Origin of the sequence: Bacillus sp. AY18-3, from assembly GCF_008042305.1 — a bacterium.
Taxonomy (GTDB): Bacteria; Bacillota; Bacilli; order Bacillales; family Bacillaceae_G; genus Bacillus_A; species Bacillus_A wiedmannii.
On sequence record NZ_QKQR01000015.1, the window covers coordinates 240,233 to 266,109 of the forward strand.

General features: G+C 36.7%; 23 protein-coding genes and 1 riboswitch. All 23 genes read left to right on the plus strand.

Going from position 1 to position 25,877, the window contains the following annotated elements:
• The first annotated feature begins 29 nt into the window (after positions 1-29).
• The 23 genes from tepA to DM800_RS15785 all read left to right on the plus strand — a co-directional run bounded on the left by tepA (position 30) and on the right by DM800_RS15785 (position 25,730).
• Entirely contained in the window at positions 30-779 is a 750-nt protein-coding gene (gene tepA / locus DM800_RS15670; RefSeq protein ID WP_000139829.1) for a translocation-enhancing protein TepA, read from the plus strand.
• A complete protein-coding gene (locus DM800_RS15675; RefSeq protein ID WP_000605020.1) occupies positions 776-979 on the plus strand; it encodes a YlzJ-like family protein in 204 nt (67 codons plus the stop codon). Before tepA ends, DM800_RS15675 begins: the two co-directional genes overlap by 4 nt.
• Before the next feature lie 212 nt (positions 980-1,191).
• A complete protein-coding gene (locus DM800_RS15680) occupies positions 1,192-3,576 on the plus strand; it encodes a DNA translocase FtsK (RefSeq protein WP_147787168.1) in 2,385 nt (794 codons plus the stop codon).
• Between the two features lie 203 nt (positions 3,577-3,779).
• Positions 3,780-3,881, plus strand: a riboswitch (purine riboswitch).
• A gap of 233 nt (positions 3,882-4,114) precedes the next feature.
• The gene (locus tag DM800_RS15690) at positions 4,115-4,840 is read left to right on the plus strand and encodes a GntR family transcriptional regulator (RefSeq protein ID WP_000114176.1); all 726 of its coding nucleotides are present in this window, start codon (positions 4,115-4,117) and stop codon (positions 4,838-4,840) included.
• Between the two features lie 92 nt (positions 4,841-4,932).
• Positions 4,933-6,009 (plus strand): BMP family lipoprotein, encoded by a 1,077-nt coding sequence (locus DM800_RS15695; protein ID WP_088610159.1) that lies wholly within the window; start codon positions 4,933-4,935, stop codon positions 6,007-6,009.
• A 118-nt stretch (positions 6,010-6,127) separates the two neighbouring features.
• A complete protein-coding gene (locus DM800_RS15700; protein ID WP_147787169.1) occupies positions 6,128-7,660 on the plus strand; it encodes an ABC transporter ATP-binding protein in 1,533 nt (510 codons plus the stop codon).
• A complete protein-coding gene (locus DM800_RS15705) occupies positions 7,653-8,711 on the plus strand; it encodes an ABC transporter permease (RefSeq protein ID WP_087985041.1) in 1,059 nt (352 codons plus the stop codon). The genes DM800_RS15700 and DM800_RS15705 overlap by 8 nt, the downstream gene beginning before the upstream one ends.
• Entirely contained in the window at positions 8,712-9,671 is a 960-nt protein-coding gene (locus DM800_RS15710; RefSeq protein ID WP_000008857.1) for an ABC transporter permease, read from the plus strand.
• A gap of 198 nt (positions 9,672-9,869) precedes the next feature.
• A complete protein-coding gene (gene yfmF, locus DM800_RS15715; protein WP_147787170.1) occupies positions 9,870-11,144 on the plus strand; it encodes an EF-P 5-aminopentanol modification-associated protein YfmF in 1,275 nt (424 codons plus the stop codon).
• Positions 11,145-12,431 (plus strand): EF-P 5-aminopentanol modification-associated protein YfmH, encoded by a 1,287-nt coding sequence (gene yfmH / locus DM800_RS15720; protein WP_048545969.1) that lies wholly within the window; start codon positions 11,145-11,147, stop codon positions 12,429-12,431. It begins immediately after the preceding gene.
• 99 nt (positions 12,432-12,530) lie between these two features.
• Positions 12,531-13,244: an elongation factor P 5-aminopentanone reductase gene (gene ymfI, locus DM800_RS15725; protein WP_000759593.1), complete on the plus strand. Its 714-nt coding sequence runs from the start codon at positions 12,531-12,533 to the stop codon at positions 13,242-13,244.
• A 75-nt stretch (positions 13,245-13,319) separates the two neighbouring features.
• Positions 13,320-13,568, plus strand: coding sequence for a DUF3243 domain-containing protein (locus tag DM800_RS15730; protein ID WP_000114455.1), 249 nt, complete (start codon positions 13,320-13,322; stop codon positions 13,566-13,568).
• A 139-nt stretch (positions 13,569-13,707) separates the two neighbouring features.
• On the plus strand, positions 13,708-14,493 hold the full coding sequence (locus tag DM800_RS15735) for a DUF3388 domain-containing protein (RefSeq protein ID WP_000574107.1): 786 nt from the start codon (positions 13,708-13,710) through the stop codon (positions 14,491-14,493).
• 21 nt (positions 14,494-14,514) lie between these two features.
• Positions 14,515-15,432 (plus strand): helix-turn-helix domain-containing protein, encoded by a 918-nt coding sequence (locus tag DM800_RS15740; protein WP_147787171.1) that lies wholly within the window; start codon positions 14,515-14,517, stop codon positions 15,430-15,432.
• A gap of 63 nt (positions 15,433-15,495) precedes the next feature.
• On the plus strand, positions 15,496-16,074 hold the full coding sequence (gene pgsA, locus DM800_RS15745) for a CDP-diacylglycerol--glycerol-3-phosphate 3-phosphatidyltransferase (RefSeq protein WP_046956497.1): 579 nt from the start codon (positions 15,496-15,498) through the stop codon (positions 16,072-16,074).
• A 20-nt stretch (positions 16,075-16,094) separates the two neighbouring features.
• Positions 16,095-17,333: a competence/damage-inducible protein CinA gene (gene cinA, locus DM800_RS15750; RefSeq protein WP_060487536.1), complete on the plus strand. Its 1,239-nt coding sequence runs from the start codon at positions 16,095-16,097 to the stop codon at positions 17,331-17,333.
• Positions 17,334-17,475: 142 nt separating this feature from the next.
• On the plus strand, positions 17,476-18,507 hold the full coding sequence (recA, locus tag DM800_RS15755; protein WP_075312643.1) for a recombinase RecA: 1,032 nt from the start codon (positions 17,476-17,478) through the stop codon (positions 18,505-18,507).
• Positions 18,508-18,988: 481 nt separating this feature from the next.
• Positions 18,989-20,551 (plus strand): ribonuclease Y, encoded by a 1,563-nt coding sequence (gene rny / locus DM800_RS15760; RefSeq protein ID WP_048545962.1) that lies wholly within the window; start codon positions 18,989-18,991, stop codon positions 20,549-20,551.
• A 154-nt stretch (positions 20,552-20,705) separates the two neighbouring features.
• A complete protein-coding gene (locus DM800_RS15765) occupies positions 20,706-21,500 on the plus strand; it encodes a TIGR00282 family metallophosphoesterase (protein ID WP_001221093.1) in 795 nt (264 codons plus the stop codon).
• A gap of 149 nt (positions 21,501-21,649) precedes the next feature.
• Positions 21,650-21,910, plus strand: a complete 261-nt coding sequence (spoVS, locus tag DM800_RS15770; protein ID WP_000404341.1) for a stage V sporulation protein SpoVS — start codon at positions 21,650-21,652, stop codon at positions 21,908-21,910.
• Positions 21,911-21,968: 58 nt separating this feature from the next.
• The gene (locus DM800_RS15775; protein ID WP_147787172.1) at positions 21,969-22,892 is read left to right on the plus strand and encodes a dipeptidase; all 924 of its coding nucleotides are present in this window, start codon (positions 21,969-21,971) and stop codon (positions 22,890-22,892) included.
• A 227-nt stretch (positions 22,893-23,119) separates the two neighbouring features.
• Positions 23,120-24,877, plus strand: a complete 1,758-nt coding sequence (locus DM800_RS15780) for a 2-oxoacid:acceptor oxidoreductase subunit alpha (RefSeq protein ID WP_048545957.1) — start codon at positions 23,120-23,122, stop codon at positions 24,875-24,877.
• Complete coding sequence (locus DM800_RS15785) at positions 24,864-25,730, plus strand: 2-oxoacid:ferredoxin oxidoreductase subunit beta (RefSeq protein ID WP_000190158.1); 867 nt, start codon at positions 24,864-24,866, stop codon at positions 25,728-25,730. Before DM800_RS15780 ends, DM800_RS15785 begins: the two co-directional genes overlap by 14 nt.
• The last annotated feature ends 147 nt before the right edge of the window (positions 25,731-25,877 follow it).

Genomic DNA, 25,877 nt, shown 5'->3' on the forward strand with positions numbered 1-25,877 from the left:
AGTTATATACGAGTGAAAGGGGATGCGATATGACAGAACGTGATCGTTATACAAATGAAGGGAAAGAGGCTGAGCCGAAAGAAACTGGGAAAGAAGCTTCGATAGTGGAAAAAATTCAACAGCTAGGGCAAACGAATGTACCACAAATGAATGAATCAAGTATTCATTGTTTAACAATCATCGGGCAGGTGGAAGGTCATGTTCAGTTGCCGCCGCAAAATAAAACAACAAAATATGAGCATATTATTCCGCAAATTGTTGCGATAGAACAAAATCCGAAAATTGAAGGTTTGCTTTTAATATTAAACACGGTCGGAGGTGACGTTGAAGCAGGGTTAGCAATTTCTGAGATGGTAGCTTCGCTTTCAAAGCCAACGGTATCACTTGTTCTGGGCGGAGGGCATTCTATCGGTGTACCAATCGCCGTCTCTACGGATTATTCATTTATTGCGGAAACTGCGACGATGACAATTCATCCCATTCGTCTAACAGGTCTTGTTATAGGTGTGCCGCAAACATTTGAGTATTTAGATAAAATGCAAGAAAGAGTCATTCGATTTGTGACGAAGCATTCGAAAGTAACCGAAGATCGTTTTAAAGAACTTATGTTTGCGAAAGGGAATTTGACGCGAGATATTGGGACGAATGTAATTGGTGGCGATGCAGTGAAATATGGTCTTATAGATGATGTCGGTGGCATTGGGAATGCGATTCGAAAACTGAATGAATTAATAGATGCTCGCATGGATAATAGTGCAGAAGGGACAATGTTACAATGATTTTATACACAATTATGCCAGAGCAACTTGTATATCCAGCTGATTATTCGCAATGTGAAAGCCAAAAAGTTGTAAATATAAACGGTGTTGAATTAATGGTTTCTGAAGAAGAACATGGGTGTTATTCTATTGTACGTGTGTTAAGTACGGATCCGCTACACTACTTAGAGTTTGAGCCTGGCCAGAAAATAACCTTTTAGCAAAAAGAAGGATTTTGTTTAGAAGCTATGGTATAATATAAAAAACAAGACGGTTGAGCAGCCATGAGAGGGCTGCTTTCTTCTGTTTATTTAACAATTTACAAGAAGTGTAAAAATAGAAGATATAAGACCTGAAAAAATAGAGAAAACAGACATATAAGTAGTGCTTTTTTAAGGAAGCCCTACTTACATGTAGAACACGAGGTGAAGAAATGGCAAAACAAAAGCAAAGAGGGACGAAGGCAAAAGCAAGACGCACGATAAAGCCAACTTTGTATTATGAAATCGTCGGTTTAACTCTTTTTGCACTTTCAATCATTACGATTTTACAGCTAGGTGTTGTAGGGAAATCGTTTGTGTTATTTTTTCGCTTCTTCTTTGGTGAGTGGTACATAATTGGTGTGTTAGGTGTAATAGCTTTATCGGTTTCGTTTGTTATCAAACGTGGATGGCCGAACCTTTTAAATAAACGGTTAATTGGTTTTTATTTAATAGTATTGGCGATATTAATGTTTAGTCATATTACATTATTTAACCTTCTTACGAAAGATGGAGCAGTGCAAAATACTTCTGTTATTGTGAGTACGAAAGATAACTTCTTTCTTGAAATGAAAAAGGGGCCGGATAGCGTTCATTTAGGCGGTGGTATGTTTGGTGCGCTTATGTTCGCGACGTGTTACTTCTTATTTGACGAAGTAGGAGCTTATATCATTGGCATTATTTTAGTGATTCTCGGCATACTTTGTATAACAAATAAGCATATTGGTGAAGTGCTTGCCCCTGTAGGAAGAATCCTTAGAAGTCAATTTGAAATAATGCAAGGGGATTATAAAGATTGGAGATCCAAAAGGACGGCTGAACAAACAGAAAAGAAAAAAACAACGAGAAGCACAAGGAGTAAACGTGCTGCAGAACAAGAAGAGATTATTGAGCCGATGGAAGAAATCTCAATTGATCCTCCAATTATTTCGAATTTCACTGAGAATTATCCTGTAAATGAAGAAGAGAATAAACGAATTAGCGAAGAACAGGAAGCAGAGTTAATAAATTCACCGTCTATTGAAGAGGCTCCGCCTGTTGAAGAATCTAAGAAAAAGCGTGGAGAAAAGATTGTAGAATCTTTAGAGGCAGAAATAAGTGCCCCGCCAATGCAATTTTCAAATGTAGAAAATAAAGATTACAAGCTTCCTGCACTTGATATATTGAAATTTCCTAAGAATAAGCAAGTTACAAATGAAAATGCAGAAATTTATGAGAATGCTCGTAAATTAGAACGTACATTCCAAAGTTTTGGAGTGAAAGCGAAAGTAACAAAAGTACATAGAGGTCCTGCAGTTACAAAATATGAAGTGTATCCTGATATGGGAGTAAAGGTAAGCAAAATCGTTAGTTTAAGTGATGATTTAGCACTTGCTTTAGCTGCGAAAGACATTCGTATTGAAGCACCTATTCCCGGGAAATCAGCTGTAGGGATTGAAGTTCCGAACTCAGAAGTATCTATGGTAACGCTTAGAGAAGTTCTTGATTCTAAGGCTAATAATCATCCGGAAGAGAAGTTGTTAATTGGTCTTGGACGAGATATTACAGGTGAAGCTGTATTAGCCCGTTTAAATAAAATGCCCCATTTACTAGTAGCTGGTGCGACAGGTAGCGGGAAAAGTGTATGTATTAATGGTATTATTGTTAGTATTTTAATGCGTGCAAAACCACATGAAGTAAAATTAATGATGATTGATCCGAAAATGGTAGAGTTAAATGTATATAACGGTGTTCCGCATTTATTAACACCAGTTGTAACTGATCCGAAAAAAGCATCACAAGCTTTGAAAAAAGTCGTGAGTGAAATGGAACGACGTTATGAATTATTTGCTCATAGTGGCACGCGTAACATTGAAGGATATAATGATCATATTAAAGAACATAATAGTCAATCAGAAGCGAAACAACCGGAATTACCTTATATTGTAGTAATAGTGGACGAGTTAGCCGATTTAATGATGGTTGCTTCATCAGATGTAGAGGATGCGATTATGCGTTTAGCACAAATGGCTCGTGCGGCTGGTATTCATTTAATTATTGCGACGCAGCGTCCATCGGTTGATGTTATTACGGGAGTTATTAAAGCGAATATTCCATCACGTATTGCATTCGCGGTATCTTCTCAAACGGACTCTCGTACAATTCTTGATGGTGGTGGTGCAGAGAAACTGCTAGGTCGTGGAGATATGCTGTTTATACCAATTGGTGCATCGAAGCCTGTACGTGTACAAGGTGCATTTTTATCCGATGATGAAGTTGAGAGAGTTGTAGAGTATGTTATTGGTCAGCAAAAAGCGCAATATCAAGAAGATATGATTCCGCAAGATGTTCCTGATACGAAGCAGGAAGTAGAAGATGAATTATATGATGAAGCAGTTCAGCTTGTAGTGGAAATGCAAACAGCATCTGTTTCTATGTTGCAACGTAGGTTTAGAGTAGGTTATACGCGAGCTGCCCGTTTAATTGATGCAATGGAAATGAATGGTGTAGTAGGTCCGTATGAAGGTAGTAAACCACGAGAAGTGCTCATTAATGATGTACAAGAAAAAAGTTCATAAAAAAAGCCTAATTGTTTTTACAATTAGGCTTTTTTATATGCTAGTTTTGTTATATACTATATTCAGCAATAAAGAAAGGGCTTACATCTAAAGCGATTCTTTAGAATACGAATACTTTTATTATGTTTTTAATGAATGTTCGATATTTAATGTAGAAAAATGTTAAATTTTGTTGACACGTATGGGAGCAAGTGGTAAGATTACTTCGAAAAGAATCACTGCCTCATATAATCTTGGAGATAAGGTCCATAAGTTTCTACCCGGCAACCATGAATTGCTGGACTATGAGGGGAAAAGTGTGTAACAAAGGATGTAAGAGATCTTTGTGCCGAACTTTTTCTCGAAATGAGGAATGTTTATGGTGCGAAGTTTTTTTTATGCAGTAAAGAGTGAAAATTTCATCTTGAAAAATTATTAATATTTATTCGACAATTAAGTTTATTTTTAGTATTTAGCAATTTTTATTATGTTGTAAGTTGAAAAAAGAGAAAAGAAGTCTTACATCAGAGGTCGAATAATTGAAATGCGGGGGAGTCTTATGTCAGTAAAATCCGATAGTCGTCACCTATATTTACGGGTGATTGATCACATCAAAGAAAAAATTAAAGATGGAGCTTACAAAGAAAGACAGAAGTTACCATCAGAGTTTGATTTAGCGAAAGAACTTGGTGTAAGTAGGGCGACTTTAAGGGAAGCGCTGCGTATTTTAGAAGAAGAAAATGTTGTCATTCGTAGACATGGTGTAGGAACATTTGTAAATGCAAAGCCGTTATTTTCTTCTGGGATTGAACAACTTTCTAGTATTACAGATATGATTTCTAGTGTGGGGAAAACACCAGGAACTATCTTTTTATCATCATCTACAACAAGTTTAACAGAAGAAGAAAAAGAGAAGTTTAATAGTGAAGACGGTTTTAATGCCGTAATGATTGAGCGTGTGCGTACAGCAGATGGGGAACCTGTTGTATATTGTATCGATAAACTTGCAAAAGAAATCTTGCCAGATTTATCGGGATACAACGAAGAATCATTGCTTACAGTGATACATAACAATACGCACAAACGTATCACATACGCAGTTGCTCACATTGAGCCGATTGGCTATCATCCGAAAATCTCACCGATTTTAGAATGTGAACCGGAAACGGCACTGCTAGTTTTAAAACAAATGCACTATGATCAAAATGATGAGCCAATCTTATATTCTATCAATTACTTTAGAGCTGATAAGTTTAGCTTCCACGTATTAAGAAAACGTATGTAAGTAAGTTCCATTTTAGGGAGGTGACAGCAAGAAGTTAGGGACAGCAGCGTAAGAATAAAGAGATATATATAATTTTAGGAGGGGTTTCTAGTATGAAGAAAAAAACAGGTCTTTTATTATCATTAACATTAGCAGCAAGCGCGATTTTAGGTGCATGTGGTAACTCGGATAAGGCGAGCAGTGACAAGAAAGAAGATAAAGAATTCAAAGTTGGTATGGTAACGGATGTTGGGGGTGTTGATGATAAATCATTCAACCAATCTTCTTGGGAAGGTTTGAAAAAGTTTGGTAAAGATAATGGATTAAAGGAAAAGACAAATTATCGTTACCTACAGTCTGAAAAAGAAGCAGATTATATTCCAAACTTAAAGAAATTTTCAAAAGATAAGTATGATTTATCTTTCGGAATCGGTTATAAATTAGAAGGTGCAATTAAAGAAGTAGCAAAAGAAGCTCCAAAACAACAATTCGCAATTGTGGATACTGTTGTAGATGCACCGAACGTAACAAGCATCACATTTAAAGATCATGAAGGTTCATTCCTTGTAGGTGCGGTAGCGGCTATGTCAACAAAATCTAATAAAGTAGGATTTGTTGGTGGAATGAAGAGTGATTTAATTAGTAAATTTGAAAATGGATTTAAAGCGGGTGCAAAGGCAGTAAATCCAAATATTGAAATCGTATCTGAATATGCGGAAGCATTTGATAAACCTGAAAAAGGTACAGTTCTTGCATCAGCAATGTATGGACAAGGTGTAGATGTAATTTATCATGCTGCTGGTGGTACTGGTAACGGCGTGTTCACTGAAGCGAAAAACCGTAAGAAAAAAGGTGAAAATGTTTGGGTAATCGGTGTGGACCGTGACCAAAACCAAGAAGGTATGCCTGAAAACGTAACATTAACTTCAATGGTAAAACGTGTAGATATCGCTGTTGAAAAAGTAGCACAAGAAGCGAAAGATGGTAAATTAAAAGGCGGTAAAATAGAAGCGTTTGGCTTAAAAGATGACGGTGTTGGTATTGCAAAAACAACTGACAACGTGAAAAAAGTTAACCCTGAAATTTTAACAAAAGTAGAAGAGTTTGAAAAGAAAATTACAGATGGTGAAATTAAAGTACCAGCTACAGATAAAGAGTATAAAGAATATGAAGCTTCTCTAAAAAAATAAATAGAGAAATAGCAAAGGTTAGTTCATAGAACTAACCTTTGTATGTATAAAACTTCCAAATTGCTTAATAAGTTAATAGTGTAATAGGGGAATGTTCCCTGTTAAAAGGAGGAACAAAATGGAATACGTAATTGAGATGAATAACATTACGAAAGTATTCCCAGGCATTGTAGCGAATGATGATATTACGCTGCAAGTAAAGCAAGGAGAAATACATGCTTTACTTGGAGAAAATGGTGCAGGGAAATCCACATTGATGAATGTACTATTTGGTTTGTATCAACCAGAACAAGGTGAAATTAAAATTAAAGGAAAGTCTGTAAACATTACCAATCCGAATGTGGCAAATGACCTTGGTATTGGAATGGTTCATCAGCACTTTATGCTTGTTCATAATTTTACAGTTACAGAGAATATTATTCTCGGAAATGAACCGAAGAAAAACGGGAAAATTGCTGTTGAGGAAGCTGCTAAAGAAATTCAAAAACTGTCTGAACAATACGGATTAGCTGTAGATCCATATGCGAAAATACAGGATATTTCAGTTGGTATGCAGCAGCGTGTTGAGATTTTAAAAACACTTTACCGTGGGGCAGAAATTTTAATATTGGATGAACCGACAGCTGTGTTAACACCGCAAGAAATTCATGAGCTAATTCAAATTATGAAAAAGCTTGTACAAGAAGGAAAATCTATTGTTCTTATTACACATAAGTTGAAAGAAATTATGGAAGTTTGCGATCGTTGTACGATTATTCGTAAAGGAAAAGGGATTGGAACGGTTGACGTTGCAAATACGGATGAAAATAAACTTGCAGAATTAATGGTCGGACGTCAAGTGAATTTTAAAACAGAAAAAATAGACGCGAAGCCAAAAGAAGAGGTACTTTCAATTGCAAATCTTGTTGCTCACGATGCACGTCAACTACCTGCTGTAAAAGGCCTTGACTTAACTGTTCGTGCGGGGGAAATTGTTGGAATTGCAGGGATTGATGGAAACGGACAAAGTGAATTGATAGAAGCAATTACTGGTTTACGAAAAGTTGAGTCAGGTTCTATTGCAATTAAAGGAAAAGAAATAACAAATTGGCCTGTTAGAAGGATAACAGAAGAAGGAATTGGTCATATTCCAGAAGATCGTCATAAACACGGCCTTGTTCTTGATTTTTCTGTTAGAGATAATATAGTTCTGCAAACGTACTATAAAAATCCGTTTTCAAAGAAAGGGATTTTAAATTTTAGTAAAATTACAGAAAAAGCAAAGGCACTTATTGAACAGTTTGATGTACGTACACCTAGTGAGCAAACGTTAGCGCGCGCTTTATCCGGGGGGAATCAACAAAAAGCAATTATTGCACGTGAAGTAGACCGTGATCCAGATTTATTAATCGCGGCACAGCCAACACGTGGTTTAGATGTAGGAGCAATTGAATTTATTCATAAGAGATTAATAGAGCAAAGGGATAAAGGAAAAGGTGTATTACTTTTATCTTTAGAGTTAGATGAAATCTTAAATGTTAGTGACCGAATTGCTGTTATTTATGAAGGGAAAATTGTAGCAATTGTTGATGCGAAAGAAACGAATGAACAACAGCTTGGATTGTTAATGGCTGGAGGAACAAAGAAGGAGCAGGTGGGTACAAATGGCTAAAAAACTTTTAACAGAACGAACGATAAATATTTTAGTCCCAGTACTATCCGTTATTTTTGGCTTACTTGTCGGAGCAATTGTAATGCTAGTTAGTGGCTATGATCCAATTGTTGGTTATAGTGCACTTTGGACAGGAATGTTCGGTAGCCCAAGTGCAATAGGTGAAACGCTTCGTACAATGATCCCGCTTATTCTTGCCGGCTTATCAGTGGCGTTTGCATTTCGTACAGGTTTATTTAATATTGGGGTAGAGGGACAATTACTAGTTGGTTGGCTTGCAGCAGTTTGGTTCGGTTATGCAGTTTCGCTACCAGCTGTTCTTCACATTCCGTTATCTATTTTATTTGCAGCATTGGTAGGTGGAATTTGGGGTTTCATCCCTGGATATTTAAAGGGGAAATTTCAAGTTAATGAAGTTATTGTAACGATTATGATGAACTATATTGCGTTATACGTAACATATGACATTATTAAGCGTTTCTTGCACGAGGGTAATGATAAAACGTACGACATCAAAGCGAGTGCGTCATTATCTTCAGACTGGCTTGCTGCCATCACTGATGGTTCGCGCCTTCACTGGGGAATTGTTGTAGCAATTTTAATCGCTATTTTAATGTGGTTCGTATTAGATCGAACAACTTTAGGGTATGAATTAAAGTCGGTAGGATTTAATCAACATGCCTCCCAATATGCTGGTATGAAAGTTTCTCGCAATGTAGTATTCTCTATGACAATTGCTGGTGCATTTGCAGGGATTGGTGGTGCGATGGAAGGGTTAGGAACATTCCAAAGTATGACAGCAATGTCTTCGTTTACAGGAGTAGGATTTGACGGGATTGCCGTAGCCTTACTTGGGGGGAATAATCCGTTTGGTATTATCCTTTCAGCTTTATTATTTGGTGGTTTGAAAAGTGCTTCCCCTCAAATGAACTTTGAGGCAGATGTACCATCAGAGCTTATTAATGTGATTATTGCATGTATCATCTTCTTTGTTGCATGTAGTTATGTGTTAAGATGGGCGCTTACACGCATGAGCAAGGAGGGGAAATAAATGAGCTTTTTAGATATATTAGCCATTCTTGTGACGGGTACGTTATATACATCAGCACCTATAATTTTTACAGCACTAGGTGGTGTATTTAGTGAACGATCAGGTGTTGTAAATATTGGATTAGAAGGACTAATGCTATTTGGTGCATTTATTGGAGTTGTTACAAACTTATTAATGGGTGATACATGGGGAACGATGACTCCGTGGATTGCGTTATTATTTGCGGCAATCGGTAGTGGGTTATTTGCATTACTTCATGCGGTAGCATCTATTACATTCCGAGCGGATCAAGTTGTAAGTGGTGTAGCGATTAACTTCTTATCTCTTGGATTAACGGTATTTGCAATTAAGAAGATTTTTGATAAAGGACAGACTGACTTTATTCAGTACCGTATTGAAAAGATTGATATTCCAGGCCTTTCGGATATTCCGGTTTTAGGGAAAATATTCTTCTCTAACGTACCGATAACGTCGTATATTGCTATTATTTTAGCATTCGTTGTTTGGTATGTTATTTATAAAACACCGTTCGGTCTTCGTCTTCGTGCGGTTGGTGAGCATCCAATGGCAGCTGATACGATGGGAATTAACGTATATAAAATGCGCTATATTGGTGTTTGTATATCAGGTGTGTTTGCTGGAATTGGTGGAGCAATTTTTGCAATGTCAATTTCTAATAACTTCTCAGGGGCAACTATTACTGGACAAGGTTTCTTAGCGTTAGCTGCCATGATCTTTGGGAAGTGGAATCCATTAGGTGCATTAGGTGCAGCGCTATTCTTTGGTTTTGCACAATCGTTAAGTGTAACAGGTGGAACAATTCCTGTATTAGATCAAATTCCGAGTGTTTTATTAACGATATTACCGTATGTATTCACAATATTAGCACTTGTTGGTTTTGTAGGTCGTTCTGAAGCTCCGAAAGCGTTAGGAACGCCGTATGAAAAAGGAAAACGATAAGTATAAAAAAGCTCGCACATTAGTGCGGGCTTTTTTACATAGAATATATGTAATACGGAATTTTACTATGTTCCTTACATATGAAAGTTTTTAGAAAGAGCCTCATGTAAGTATAGTGAGGAAGAAAAGTTGATTTTTCATTTCTAAAAACTGTATATTGAAGAGGAATATTCCTATATACGTAAAGGAGGGCTATAAATGAAACTAATGGAACAACAGTTACATGAGTTAGGTGGTTTGCGAGTACATATTATTCCGACTGATAAATATAAAACAAATACTTTTGTATTTCGTTTTAAAGCACCTTTAAATGAGGAGACGGTGACAGAGCGTGCCCTATTGCCATACGTATTGCAAAGTGCGACAGAAAAGCTTCCTTCTGTAATTCGTCTTCGTCAATATTTAGAAGAATTATACGGATCTTCTTTGGCAGTAGATGTAAGTAAAAAAGGAGAAGACCATATTATCTCTATTTATGTAGACATTGCAAATGAAGTATATTTACATGATGCACCACCGCTATTTGAAAAAGCGCTTTCTATGTTATCGGATATCGTTTTACATCCAGCAACAGAGGGGAATGGTTTTTTACCTTCTATCGTAGAAAGTGAAAAGAGAGCGCTCTTGCAACGAATTGAAGCTACGTACGATGATAAAATGCGCTATGCAAACGAGCGTTTAATTGAAGAAATGTGCAAAGTAGAACCGTATCGTTTAAGTGCACATGGGAAAAAAGAGATTGTTTCTTCTATTACAAATGAAAGTTTGTATCAATATTATCAAAAAGTGTTAGCAGAAGATGAAATGGATCTATACATTATTGGTGATATTTCAGAAAACGCAGTGGATCTTGTAAGTAAGTATTTTTCTATTTCAGCGCGTCCTGCGAGAGAAAGAAATGTACTTCTTCATAAGAGAAATAATGAAGAAAAAGAAGTTGTTGAAAAACAAGAATTAAAACAAAGTAAATTACACATTGGTTATCGTACGTTTATTACGTATAAAGACGAAGATTATTTTGCGCTACAATTGTTCAATGGATTGTTTGGAGGATTTTCTCATTCGAAGCTATTCGTTAACGTTCGTGAAAAAAATAGTTTAGCGTACTATGCGGCATCCCGCTTTGAAAGTCATAAAGGCTTATTGTTTGTCATGTCAGGGATTGAAGCGAAAAATTATGAAAAAGCTGTTGAGATTATTAAAGAACAAATGTCAGCGATGCAAAATGGTGATTTTTCTGAAGAAGAGATGCATCAAACGAAAAGTGTTATTCAAAATCAAATATTAGAGGCGATTGATACACCACGCGGATTTGTGGAGATGCTGTATCATGGTATTATTTCAGATCGTACGCGTCCGGTTGAAGAATGGCTTACAGGCATTGAAAGTGTGACGAAAGAAGAGATTGTGAAAGTTGCTAAAAATATTGAACTAGATACAATTTACTTTTTACAAGGAACGGAGGGAGAATAAATGGAGAAAATTGTTTATGAGCAATTAAAAGAGACACTCTATTATGAAAAACTTCCTAATGGATTAGATGTATATATTTTACCAAAGCAAGGATTTAATAAAACATTTGCAACGTTTACGACAAAATATGGTTCTATGGATAATACATTCGTACCACTAGGTAAAGAAGAAATGGTTCGTGTGCCTGATGGAATTGCTCATTTTCTTGAACATAAATTATTTGAAAAAGAAGATCACGATGCTTTCCAATTGTTTAGTAAACAAGGAGCATCAGCAAATGCTTTCACATCTTTCACAAGAACAGCATACCTGTTTTCATGTACATCAAATGTAGAACAAAATTTAAATACATTGTTAAACTTCGTACAAGAGCCTTACTTCTCTGAAAAAACAGTTGAAAAAGAGAAGGGGATTATTGGGCAAGAAATTCAAATGTATCAAGATAATCCAGATTGGCGCTTATACTTTGGATTAATTGATAGCTTGTTTGTAAAGCACCCAATTAAAATTGATATTGCAGGGACAATCGAGTCTATTAGTAAAATTACGAAAGACTTATTATATGAATGTTATGAAACATTTTATCATCCGAGCAATATGTTATTGTTCGTTGTGGGGGCAATTGATCCAGAGAAAACAATGGATTTAGTACGTGAAAATCAAGCGAAAAAAGATTATAAAAACCAGCCAGAAATTGTACGTTCATTTGAAGAAGAACCAGATGAGGTAAATGAAAAGAAGAAAATTATTTCCATGCCTGTACAAACACCGAAATGTTTAGTTGGTATTAAAGCGACAAATTTAAAAGAAAAAGGGAAAGCCCTTTTAAAACAAGAAATTGCGCTTACGTTACTTTTAGATTATTTATTTGGGAAAAGCTCCGTTCATTACGAATCTTTATATAATGAAGGTCTTATTGATGATTCGTTCTCGTATGATTATACGGAAGAGAATAACTTCGGTTTTGCAATGGTTGGCGGCGATACGAAGCAACCTGATGAGCTGGAAGAGCGTTTGAAAAGCATTTTACTAAATACAAATTATGATCAATTAGATGAGGTGGCATTAGAACGAGTAAAGAAAAAGAAAATAGGTGGCTTTTTACGCTCGTTGAATTCGCCGGAATATATTGCAAATCAATTTACACGATATGCGTTTAATGAATCTAGTCTGTTTGAGGCATTGACTGTATTAGAAAGTTTAACTGTTCAAGATTTACAAGAAGTAGCCAAATTATTATTATCAGAAGAGAAAATGAGTGTTTGTCAAGTTTTACCGAAAAAATAAAAGATTTCATAATAATACCCTCATCTTATCATTGATAAATTGTAAGATGAGGGTATTATTTATAGGAGAAAGATTTTGTTGAGATAAGAGAGGAATTGTATGAAAAAGTATGCATTAGTAACTGGAGGAAGCGGAGGGATTGGCTCTGCTATTTCAAAACAATTAATTCAAGATGGATATACAGTATATGTTCATTATAATAACGGTGAAGAGAAAGTGAACGAGTTGCAGAAAGAATGGGGTGAAGTGATTCCTGTTCAAGCGAATTTAGCTTCTACTGATGGGGCAGAGCAGTTGTGGGAACAAATTGAACATCCTCTTGATGTTATCGTATATGCAGCTGGGAAGAGTATCTTTGGACTCGTAACAGATGTAACGAACGATGAATTGAATTATATGGTAGAACTTCAAGTGAAGAGTATCTATAAATTATTATCAAGGGCGCTGCCATCGATGATTCAGCGGAGAAGTGGTAATATTGTACTTGTTTCTTCTATATGGGGCCAAATCGGCGCATCATGTGAAGTGCTTTACTCGATGGTAAAAGGTGCACAAAATTCATATGTGAAAGCTTTAGCGAAAGAAGTTTCATTAAGTGGATTAAGGGTTAACGCGGTGGCGCCAGGTGCAATTGAAACGGAAATGTTACAAGTATTTTCAGAAGAGGATAAGAATGAAATTGCTGAAGAGATCCCGTTAGGCAGGTTGGGATTACCAGAAGAGGTAGCGAAAACAGTGTCATTCCTCGTATCACCAGGAGCATCTTACATAACTGGACAAATTATCGGAGTAAATGGTGGTTGGCATTGCTAAAAATTTCTTACATAAAAAATGAAAAACTGTACAAATTAAGCATGATTCTATTACTAAGTAGTGAGGTGCTTACACATGTCAGTTTTAGATAATTTTGATCAATGGAAGAGCTTTTTAGGAGAACGTTTAGAACAGGCATCAGGAAAAGGTCTTGATGGTGGTGCTGTATCAGATATGGCATTTCGTGTTGGAGATTATTTAGCAAATGAAGTAGAAGCGCGCAACGATCAAGAGAAATTATTGTCTGAGCTTTGGAAAGTTGCTGATGAACAAGAGCAACATACAATCGCAAACTTAATGGTGAAGTTTGTACAGCATAAGTAAAAAATAGAGAGGAGATTCTCCTCTCTATTTTTTTTGTATAATAATTGAACGGGATAGATTATACATTTAGCTTCCCTATTAAGGTGAAATCATATAATATAGTACGTAGGTGTAAAGTAAGCAAGGGGAGTGATCTTGGATGATTGAATGGTATTTTGAATATGAAATACATAAAAACCGACCTGGCTTGCTTGGTGACGTTTCTTCGTTAATCGGTATGCTCGGCATTAATATTGTCACAATTAATGGTGTAGATAATGCACGACGTGGATTACTCCTTATGTGTGATAATCAAGAGCAAATCTCTAGACTTGAATCAATTTTAAATACGATGGATAACATAACGGTAACGAAATATCGTCCGCCAAAGTTAAGAGATAAGCTAGCGGTTAGACATGGTAGGTACATACAACGAGATGCAGATGATAAGAAGACATTTCGATTTGTACGTGATGAATTAGGGTTACTTGTAGACTTTATGGCTGAAATAATGAAAAAAGAAGGTCATAAACTAATCGGGATACGAGGAATGCCTCGTGTCGGAAAAACAGAATCCATTGTTGCCGCAAGTGTTTGTGCAAATAAAAGATGGTTATTTGTATCATCTACTCTTATTAAGCAAACTGTTCGTAGTCAATTGATTGAAGATGAGTATAGCGACGACAATATTTTTATCTTAGATGGAATCGTGTCAACAAAGCGTGCTAACGAAAGGCATTGGCAGCTTGTTCGTGAAATTATGAGATTACCTGCAACGAAAGTTGTGGAACATCCTGACGTATTTGTGAGTCAGTCAGAATACACATTGGATGATTTTGATTATATTATCGAGTTGCGTAACGATTATGATGAAGAAATTCAATATAATTTAGTAGATGAAATTGAGCAAGGTACGCAAAATAATTTCTCTATGTTTGACTTTTAAAGAAATATTGAGGTGTTAGTAGTGACAGAATTAGGACAAAAGCTGAAAGAAGCAAGAGGAACGAAGGGCTTGTCTATGGATCAGCTGCATGAGATTACAAAAATTCAAAAACGCCATTTAGTAGCGATTGAGGAAGGCAATTATGATGTATTGCCCGGAGCTTTTTATGCGCGTGCATTCATTAAACAATACGCAGATGCGGTTGGGTTAAATGGAGAGGAACTGCTTGTAGAATATCAGAGTACGATACCACAATCTGAAAAACGCGACGTTCCACAAGTATCAACAGGACAGAAAACACAAGAAACAATGCAAAAATCTTCATCATGGCCAATTGCAGATCATATGCCGAAAGTTTTAGTTGCGCTATTAGTAATTGCATTTGGAGTGGTAATTTGGTTTGTTTTCCAAGCGTTAACTGGAAAAGGTGATGAGAAAGTTCCGAATGCTCAAAGTGAGAAAATTGAAGTTAAAAAAGCAGAAAACTCTCCGTTAGATACGAAGAAAGATGAAGTGAAAGCGGAAGCGGAAGAGCCGAAAAAAGAGGAACCAAAGAAAGAAGAGCCAAAGAAAGAGGAACAACCAGCACAACCAACGGGACAAGAAGAAGTAAAAGTAGTTGGTACAACTGGTAAAGTATCTACTTTGGAAATTCATAACAATAAAACATTAGAACTGGAAATATCGGGTAAAGGTGCGAGTTATGTAGATGTTAAAGATGATGCGGGAAATGTGATTCTAAACGCTACAGTACAAGAGGGCCAAATAGAAAAACGTGATGTATCAACATTAAAAGAAGTGCGACTTAATATTGGGAATGCAACGAATGTTGAAGTTAAACTGAATGGCCAAGTGGTCGCTTATCCATTGGATCCAGAAAAAGAACTTCACCAAAGATTGGTGATAAAAAACCAAGGGATAGGGCAACCTGCACAATAATAGTCATCGCCTCGATGACTTTTTTCAATGAACAAATGTTTTTGATATGATGGAGGAATAGCTGTGAATTTACCAAATAAAATTACAATATCTAGAATCTTCTTAATTCCAATTTTTATGGTAATTATGTTAGCGCCCTTTGATTGGGGTTCATACACAATTGGTGATGTTGATTTACCAATTCAACATTTAGTAGGGGCACTTATCTTTATTATTGCTTCGGCTACAGATTGGATTGATGGACATTACGCAAGAAAGTATAATCTTGTAACGAATTTAGGGAAGTTTCTTGACCCGTTAGCTGATAAATTACTTGTTTCAGCAGCGCTTATTACATTAGTTGAGATGCAATACGTACCTGCTTGGATCGTTATTGTAATTATCAGCCGTGAGTTTGCAGTAACTGGTTTACGCCTTGTACTTGCTGGAACAGGAGAAGTAGTGGCAGCAAATCAGTTAGGGAAAATTAAGACGTGGACACAAATTATTGCAATTGCGGCGTATTTATTACACGATGTACCTTTAAATTTAATCCATATCCCAGTTGCTGATATTTTCATATGGATTGCATTAATCTTTACTGTTATTTCAGGGTGGGATTATTTCTGGAAAAATAGAGCTGCTTTTGTAAACTCAAAATAGAAGTTTATGGGGGAATTGGGATGAATGCTGAAATTATTGCGGTTGGAACTGAATTATTACTTGGACAAATTGCAAATACAAATGCCCAGTTTTTATCTGAAAAGTTAGCTTCAATCGGAATTAATGTGTACTACCATACTGTAGTTGGAGATAATAACAAGCGATTACAGCAGGCGATTGAAGTTGCGGAAGAACGTGCTGACATACTTATTTTCACAGGTGGATTAGGCCCGACAAAAGATGATTTGACGAAAGAAACGATATCTTCTAGGTTGGGTGAAGAGCTTGTATATGATGAAAAGGCATTAGCATCGATAAGCGAGTACTTTAAGCGTACAGGTCGCGAGTTCACAGAGAATAATAAAAAGCAAGCGCTCGTTTTGAATGGAGCAACTGTATTTGCGAATGATCACGGCATGGCACCTGGTATGGGGCTAAATAAGAACAGGAAAGTTTATATTTTATTACCAGGACCACCGAAAGAGATGAAGCCGATGTATATAAGTTATGTAGAGCCTTTTTTACGTAACTTTACAACAGGAGAAAACATTTATTCTCGTGTGCTGCGCTTTTTCGGGATTGGGGAATCTCAATTAGAAGTGAAAGTTCAAGATTTAATTGATGGACAAACGAACCCGACAATCGCCCCCCTTGCGAATGATGGAGAAGTGACACTACGTTTAACTGCCAAACATCAAAATGCTGATGAAGCTGCGAAACGCATTCAGCATATGGAAGATTTGATTTTAGAAAGAGTAGGAAAATTTTTCTACGGGTATGATCAAGAGTTTCTGCATGATAAGGCGATAGAGTTATTGAAGAAAAAAGGATTAACTTTAGCGTGTGCAGAAAGTTTAACCGGTGGTCTCTTCGGCAATCAAGTAACAGAAAGTGCTGGTGTGTCTTCAGTATTTAAAGGCGGTGTCATTTGTTATCATAATGATGTGAAGCAACATGTTTTACATGTACCTGCGGAAGTGTTGTCTACTGATGGTGCAGTTAGTAAAGAATGTGCTCGTTATCTTGCTGAAAATGTTAAGGGCTTATTAAAAGCGGATATCGGAATTAGTTTCACTGGGGTAGCAGGACCGGATGCTTCAGAACATAAAGAGCCGGGAACAGTATTCGTTGGATTGGCGATTAAGGATGAACCAACTGTAGTCTTTCCTCTTATTTTAAGTGGAAGTCGTCAACAAATTAGGGAACGTTCGGTGAAATATGGATTTTATCATTTGTATAAAAAGCTAGAAGAGATATAAGTTTCTTCTAGCTTTTTTTATGGTTAAACTCATTTTTATTTAATGGAAAATAAAAAAATCGAATAAATGTTCGATTTTGTTGGCAAATTGAATTGAAAATAGGTATAATAAGATTAGCAATTCAGTTAAGGAGGAATTTTGAATGAGTGATCGTCAAGCGGCGTTAGATATGGCGTTAAAACAAATAGAGAAGCAATTCGGTAAAGGTTCAATTATGAAATTAGGAGAACAAGCGGAGCGTAGAGTTTCTACAATTTCAAGTGGTTCTTTAGCACTTGATGTGGCATTAGGGGTAGGCGGATACCCACGTGGCCGTATTATCGAAATTTATGGACCAGAAAGTTCAGGTAAAACAACAGTTTCATTACATGCAATCGCGGAAGTACAGCGTCAAGGTGGACAAGCAGCGTTTATTGATGCGGAGCATGCAATGGATCCTGTATATGCACAAAAATTAGGCGTTAACATAGATGAATTACTATTATCACAACCTGATACAGGGGAGCAAGGACTAGAAATCGCAGAAGCACTTGTACGAAGTGGCGCGGTTGATATTATCGTAATTGACTCTGTAGCAGCTCTTGTACCGAAAGCTGAGATTGAAGGAGACATGGGTGACTCACACGTAGGTCTACAAGCTCGTTTAATGTCTCAAGCACTTCGTAAGCTGTCAGGTGCAATCAATAAATCAAAAACAATTGCAATCTTTATTAACCAAATTCGTGAAAAAGTTGGGGTTATGTTCGGGAACCCAGAAACAACTCCAGGTGGTCGTGCGTTGAAATTCTATTCAACAGTTCGTCTTGAAGTGCGTCGTGCGGAGCAATTAAAGCAAGGTAACGACATCGTTGGTAATAAAACAAAAGTAAAAGTAGTTAAAAATAAAGTGGCGCCACCATTCCGTGTTGCTGAAGTTGATATTATGTACGGAGAAGGTATTTCAAGAGAAGGTGAAATCTTAGATATGGCTTCTGAACTTGATATCGTTCAAAAGAGTGGTGCTTGGTACTCTTATAATGAAGAGCGTTTAGGGCAAGGTCGTGAAAATTCGAAGCAATTCTTAAAAGAGAATACGGATTTAAGAGAGGAAATTGCCTTCTTTGTTCGTGACCATCACGGAATTGGTGAAGACTCTGGTGCTGAAGAAACGGAAGATTCAAATCTTCAAGATTAAAAAATAAAAGACACGGTTCCGTGTCTTTTATTTTTAATTATTATGAAAGCGTTGTATATCGTTGGAGATAAAATATTTAATCTGCCTAAAAGGCTATGTATAAAGAGGGATATATGCATGTTTTGTATGCATAAACTGGAATTCACTAAGGTTTTCCAGGATAATATGCTGTCTTCTTTTTAAATTCATATATGAATTAGAGCTGAAGGTAAAGAAAGTAAAAGTAGACAACGCTTGACAATGAAAATTGCGATAGATACAATGAGAATGTATATTTTTTCTTATATACGAAACACTCTTCTCAAGAAGAGAAGTAATATTCGGAGTAAGACTTAAATCTTGCCGAAATAATAATATGACATTTTAATTGTGAAATGAAGAAAGTCCCTTAAAAAAGCGGGACGACGGTCTTTGCTGTATGTTGGTATTCAATGTACATGCCGACAGTCTTTTTTCATTCATAGCAAGGGGAGGTGAAATCATGAGTAGTACAGTTTGGATACTCATCTCCATTTTGCTTGCAACAGTCGGTGCAGTTGTTGGCTTTTTTGTTCGAAAGTCTATTGCTGAAGCGAAGATTAATGGTGCAGCTAACGAAGCGAAACGTATTCTAGACGAAGCGAATCGTGAGGCTGAAGCACTTAAGAAAGAAGCGCTTTTAGAAGCAAAGGATGAAATTCATACACTTCGTACAGAAGCTGAATTAGAAATTCGTGACCGTAGAAGCGAATTACAAAAACAAGAAAATCGTTTAATGCAAAAAGAAGAGAACCTTGATCGTAAAGACGAAACGCTCGATAAACGCGAGCGACAGTTAGAAAAGAAAGAGGAATCTCTTGTAGCGAGACAACAACAGATTGAAGAGTTGGAAAGCAAAGTGGGAGAGTTAGTTCAAAAGCAACAAACAGAATTAGAGCGCATTTCCAATCTGACACGCGAACAAGCGAAAGCAATTATTCTTGGTAAAGTAGAAAGTGAAGTTTCTCATGAAATTGCCGTAATGGTAAAAGAAAGTGAAGTTCGTGCGAAAGAAGAAGCGGATAAGAAAGCAAAAGAGATTTTATCTCTTGCAATGCAAAGATGTGCAGCTGATCATGTTGCTGAAACAACCGTTTCGGTTGTAAATCTTCCAAATGACGAAATGAAGGGACGTATTATCGGACGTGAAGGTCGAAATATTCGTACGTTAGAAACGTTAACAGGTATTGACCTAATTATCGATGATACACCAGAAGCGGTTATCCTTTCTGGATTCGACCCAATTCGTCGTGAAACAGCTCGTATCGCTCTTGATAAACTAGTACAGGACGGACGTATTCACCCAGCGCGTATTGAAGAGATGGTCGAAAAATCAAGACGTGAAGTGGACGAGTATATTCGCGAAGTCGGAGAGCAAACAACGTTTGAAGTGGGTGTTCACGGATTACATCCAGATTTAATTAAGATTTTAGGTCGTTTAAAATACCGTACAAGTTACGGACAAAACGTCTTAAAACACTCTATGGAAGTTGCATATTTAACTGGACTTATGGCAGCGGAGCTTGGTGAGGATGAAAAACTAGCAAGACGTGCTGGTCTATTACATGATATCGGTAAAGCAATTGATCATGAAGTAGAAGGTAGTCATGTTGAAATTGGTGTCGAACTCGCAACGAAGTATAAAGAGCATCCTGTAGTTATAAACAGTATTGCATCTCACCATGGGGACACAGAACCAACTTCTATCATTGCAGTTTTAGTTGCAGCAGCAGATGCATTATCAGCTGCAAGACCTGGAGCTCGTAGTGAAACACTTGAGAACTATATTCGTCGTCTTGAAAAGTTGGAAGAGATTTCAGAGTCTTATGAAGGCGTAGAAAAATCATTCGCAATTCAAGCAGGACGAGAAGTTCGTATTCTGGTAAAACCAGATACAATTGATGATTTAGAAGCTCATCGTTTAGCTCGTGATATTCGAAAACGTATTGAGAATGAACTGGATTACCCAGGACACATTAAAGTAACTGTTATTCGTGAAACACGTGCAGTGGAATACGCAAAATAAAGTGGTGAAACACCACTTTATTTTTTTGTGTTGGAATTGGTTAAAATAAAGGGAATTAGTATACAAGTGAAACAAACTTATAATAAATATATTGTAAGGAAATCACTTGAAGCTATAGTAATAAAAAATGTAGTACATAGGAAGGGTAAGACATATGAGAATATTATTTGTTGGGGATGTAGTAGGATCTCCTGGTAGAGGTATGATTCAACAATACGTACCGGCATTAAAGAAGAAATATACACCTACAGTAACTATTATTAATGGAGAAAATGCAGCAGGTGGACGTGGAATTACGGAAAAAATATATCGAAACTTTTTAGAATGCGGGGCACAAGCGGTTACACTTGGAAACCACGCTTGGGATAACCGTGAAGTATTTGAATTTATTGATGACGCAAAATATCTTGCAAGACCAGCTAACTTCCCAGAAGGAACTCCAGGAAAAGGACTTATCTTTGTGAACTGCAATGGAACAGAAGTGGCAGTTATTAACTTACAAGGACGTACATTCCTTCCTCCAATTGATTGTCCATTCCGTAAAGTGGATGAATTAATTAACATTGCAAAAAAACGTACGAATATTATCTTTATTGATTTTCATGCGGAAACTACAAGTGAAAAACAAGCGTTAGGTTGGTATGTAGATGGTCGTGCTACAGCAGTAGTGGGTACACATACACATGTTCCTACAGCAGATAATCGTATTTTACCAAGCGGAACTGCATATATCACAGATGTTGGTATGACAGGTCCTTACGATGGGATTTTAGGTATGGATCGAGAAGCGGTATTGAAGAAGTTTTTAACAAACTTACCAGTACGATTTGAAGTGACAAGTGGTAGAACACAATTAAGTGCAGTGCTAGTTGATGTGGATCCTAATACAGGAAAAGCTAAGAAAATCCAGCGTATCTTAATTAATGATGATCAGCCATTTTTTGAGTAATTTCTGGGTAAGATTTAGAAAAGTTATTATTTTTTAATTTTTTAGAAAAATTACAGGAATTTAGCAGGAATACGCGTCATTCCTCGTGAATATAAGTTAAAGTGAAATAATTGCTAATACTTTTTATAGAAACGAGGAGGAAACGCGGAATGGAAATATTAAAAGTTAAAGCAACGTCGGTCCCTAATTCTGTAGCTGGTGCACTTGCAGGTGTTATTCGCGAACGCGGAACAGCAGAAATTCAAGCCATTGGTGCAGGTGCATTGAACCAAGCGGTAAAGGCAGTAGCAATTGCAAGAGGATTTGTAGCGCCTAGTGGTTTGGACCTGATTTGTATCCCAGCGTTTACGGATATTATGATTGATGGGGAAGAACGTACAGCAATAAAATTAATTGTAGAACCTCGTTAAGCTTAAACAACCTGTTTGCAGTATGCAAACAGGTTGTTTTTATAATGGAGGAATGAAAATGAAAATTTTTGATGCTCATTGTGATGTGCTTCTTCAGTTATGGAGTACACAAGGGAAAAAGAATTTTAAACATGATCCGCAATTACATATTACATTTGAACAATTAAAGAGAAGAAAAGGAAGTATACAATGTTTTGCTATATATGTGCCAGAAACAGTGGCATATGAAAACCGATTTGAAGTAGCATTACAAATGGTAGATATTTTTTATAATGAAATTTTATCCCTACCAGGTGTGAAGTTTATTCAGACAAAAGATGATATTAACATGTTAAAACAGGACGAGATTGGAGCGATATTAACACTAGAAGGATGCGAAGCAATTGGAAGAGATGCAATGAAATTACGGTTGTTGTATCGCCTAGGAGTACGTTCTTTTGGACTAACATGGAATTATGCCAATCTATTAGCTGATGGTGCGCTAGAGACACGTGGGGCAGGTTTAACGACTTTCGGTAAAGAAGTTGTACAAGAACTTAATACGTTACATGCATGGACTGATGTGTCTCATCTAAATGAAAGAAGTTTTTGGGATGTTGTAGAAAGTGCAAAAAATCCTATTGCTTCCCACTCAAACTGTATGAAACTTTGTCAGCATCCACGTAATTTAAACGATGAACAACTTAAAGCTCTTATAAAGCGAAATGGCATGATAGGTGTCACTTTTGTACCGCAGTTTCTAACAAATGAAAAACAAGCGAATATAGCAGATATAGTAAGACATATCGAATATATTTGTTCATTAGGTGGAGAGAACAATATAGGATTTGGTTCAGATTTTGATGGGATTTTAGAAACGGTTGTAAATGTATCAGCGTATCGAGATTATGAAAATGTAATGAATGAGCTTTGTAAACACTATGCTGCATCTACTGTAGAGCGATTTTTATATGATAATTTTGTTGAACATATAAGTTTTTGAGATTTTCGTTTTAAAAATCCAGAAAAATTAGAATTAATTCATTTGATATTATTGCTTTTTTTAAGACCTAATACTAGAATGAAAAACAAAATAGCTTTATACTAAAGATTCAGGGAAATCAGAAGAGGCATAATTTGCGTCCGTTGTAGTTTATTTGTATAAAAAATGCTAAACTATTACTGTAAAAAAATACACTACAATGAATGCAGCCAAAAGGGGTGTAGGAGATGATTAGTCAACTTTCATGGAAAGTTGGAGGCCAACAAGGTGAAGGAATTGAAAGTACAGGAGAAATCTTCTGTATTGCATTAAACCGATTAGGATATTACCTATACGGTTACCGCCACTTCTCATCACGTATTAAAGGCGGCCATACAAATAATAAAATTCGCGTAAGTACAACAGAAGTACGCGCGATCTCAGATGATTTAGATATTCTAATTGCTTTTGATCAAGAAACAATTGATTTTAACTTCCACGAACTACGTCCAGGTGGAATTGTAGTTGCGGATGCGAAGTTTAATCCAACAATACCTGATAATACAGATGTAAATCTATATGTGATACCGTTTACAGATATTGCTTCAGAATTAGGCACATCATTAATGAAAAACATGGTTGCTGTTGGGGCATCAAGTGCGGTATTAGGATTAGATGAAACAGCTTATTTAAATGTTGTTGAAGAAATCTTTGGTCGTAAAGGAGAGCAAGTTGTTCAAAAGAATATGGACGCAATTAAGCGCGGCTCTCAATATATGAAAGAATTGCTAGGTGAGAAAGTAAACATGATGCAGCTTGAAAAGGCTGATGGTAAGAAACGCATGTTTATGATTGGAAACGATGCAATCGCATTTGGAGCGGTAGCTGGTGGTGCTCGCTTTATGTCTGCATATCCAATTACACCTGCATCTGAAATTATGGAATACTTAATTAAAAAATTGCCAAAAGTTGGCGGGACAGTAATCCAAACTGAGGATGAAATCGCAGCTTGTACAATGGCAATCGGTGCAAATTATGCTGGTGTTCGTACATTAACTGCATCTGCTGGTCCGGGTCTATCTTTAATGATGGAAGCGATTGGTTTAGCAGGTATTACAGAAACACCATTAGTAATTGTTGATACACAACGTGGTGGTCCAAGTACAGGATTACCAACGAAACAAGAGCAGTCTGATTTAATGGCGATGATTTACGGTACGCACGGTGAGATTCCAAAAATCGTAATGGCGCCAAGTACAGTTGAAGAAGCTTTCTATGATATTGTAGAAGCATTTAACCTAGCTGAAGAATATCAAGTTCCTGTTATTTTCTTAACAGATTTACAGCTTTCTTTAGGAAAACAAACGGTAGAACCGCTTACGTTAGATAAAGTGGAAATCCGTCGCGGTAAGCTTGATTTAGAAGCGGAATTACCAGAACGTGAAAATAAAGCATACTTCAAGCGTTATGAAGTAACAGAAGATGGCGTTTCACCACGTGTTTTACCTGGTATGAAAAATGGTGTTCACCATGTTACAGGTGTAGAACATGATGAAACTGGTAAACCATCTGAATCAGCAATAAACCGTAAAGATCAAATGGACAAACGTTTCCGTAAAATGGAGAACTTGAAGTTTAACACCCCTGTCTATAAAAATGTTAAGCATAAAGAAGCGGACGTATTGCTTGTTGGGTTTAACTCAACTCGTGGTGCAATCGAAGAGGCGATGGAGCGCTTAGAACAAGAGGGTATGAAAGTAAACCATGCTCATGTACGTTTAGTTCACCCGTTCCCAACAGCTGAAATCGATCCACTTGTGAAAAATGCGAAGCGTGTTGTAGTGGTAGAAAACAACGCAACAGGTCAGCTTGCTAACATTATGAAAATGAATCTTGGTAACGGTGAGAAAATTTCTAGTCTTTTAAAATATGATGGGAATCCATTCTTGCCGAAAGAGATTTACAACGAATGCAAAAAAGGGGTTGTATTAAATGGCAACATTTAAGGACTTTCGTAACAGCGTAAAACCAAACTGGTGCCCAGGTTGCGGAGACTTCTCGGTGCAAGCTGCAATTCAACGTGCGGCAGCTAACGTTGGTTTAAATCCAGATGAACTTGCTGTTATCTCCGGTATCGGCTGTTCAGGTCGTATTTCAGGTTATATTAATTCATATGGTGTGCATAGTATTCATGGTCGTGCCCTTCCAATTGCACAAGGTGTGAAAATGGCAAATCGTGATTTAACAGTTATCGCATCAGGTGGTGACGGTGATGGATTTGCGATTGGTATGGGACATACAATCCATTCTATTCGTCGTAACATCGACATTACGTACATCGTAATGGATAACCAAATTTACGGATTAACAAAAGGGCAAACTTCACCGCGTAGTGAAGCTGGATTTAAAACGAAAAGCACACCACAAGGTTCAATTGAACCGTCACTAAATGTTATGGAAATGGCTTTAACAGCTGGTGCTACATTTGTGGCGCAAAGCTTTTCAAGTGATTTAAAAGAACTAACACAAATTATTGAAGCTGGTATTAACCATAAAGGATTTTCATTAATTAACGTATACAGCCCATGTGTTACTTACAATAAAGTAAATACTTACGATTGGTTTAAAGAGAATTTAACAAAACTAAGTACAGTAGAGGGATATGATCCATCTAATCGCATGATGGCTATGCAAACGTTAATGGAAAATAACGGATTAGTAACAGGTTTAATATATCAAAATACAGCGCAACCTTCATACCAAGAACTTGTAAAAGGCTATAGTGAGAAGCCTTTAGTGCAAGCTGATTTAAATATGGATCAGAAAATGTTTGATGAACTCGTAGCTGAATTTATGTAATGCAAGAAGAGGAGGTTGCCATTTGGTAACCTTTTTTTATGAGTAAAAAATATAGGATAGTCTTATTTACTTAGAAAATTCAGAATGGTAAAATAATATATAAATCGTTGTATGAAAATGGCGAGTTCATTGCTGATGAAATGTAAG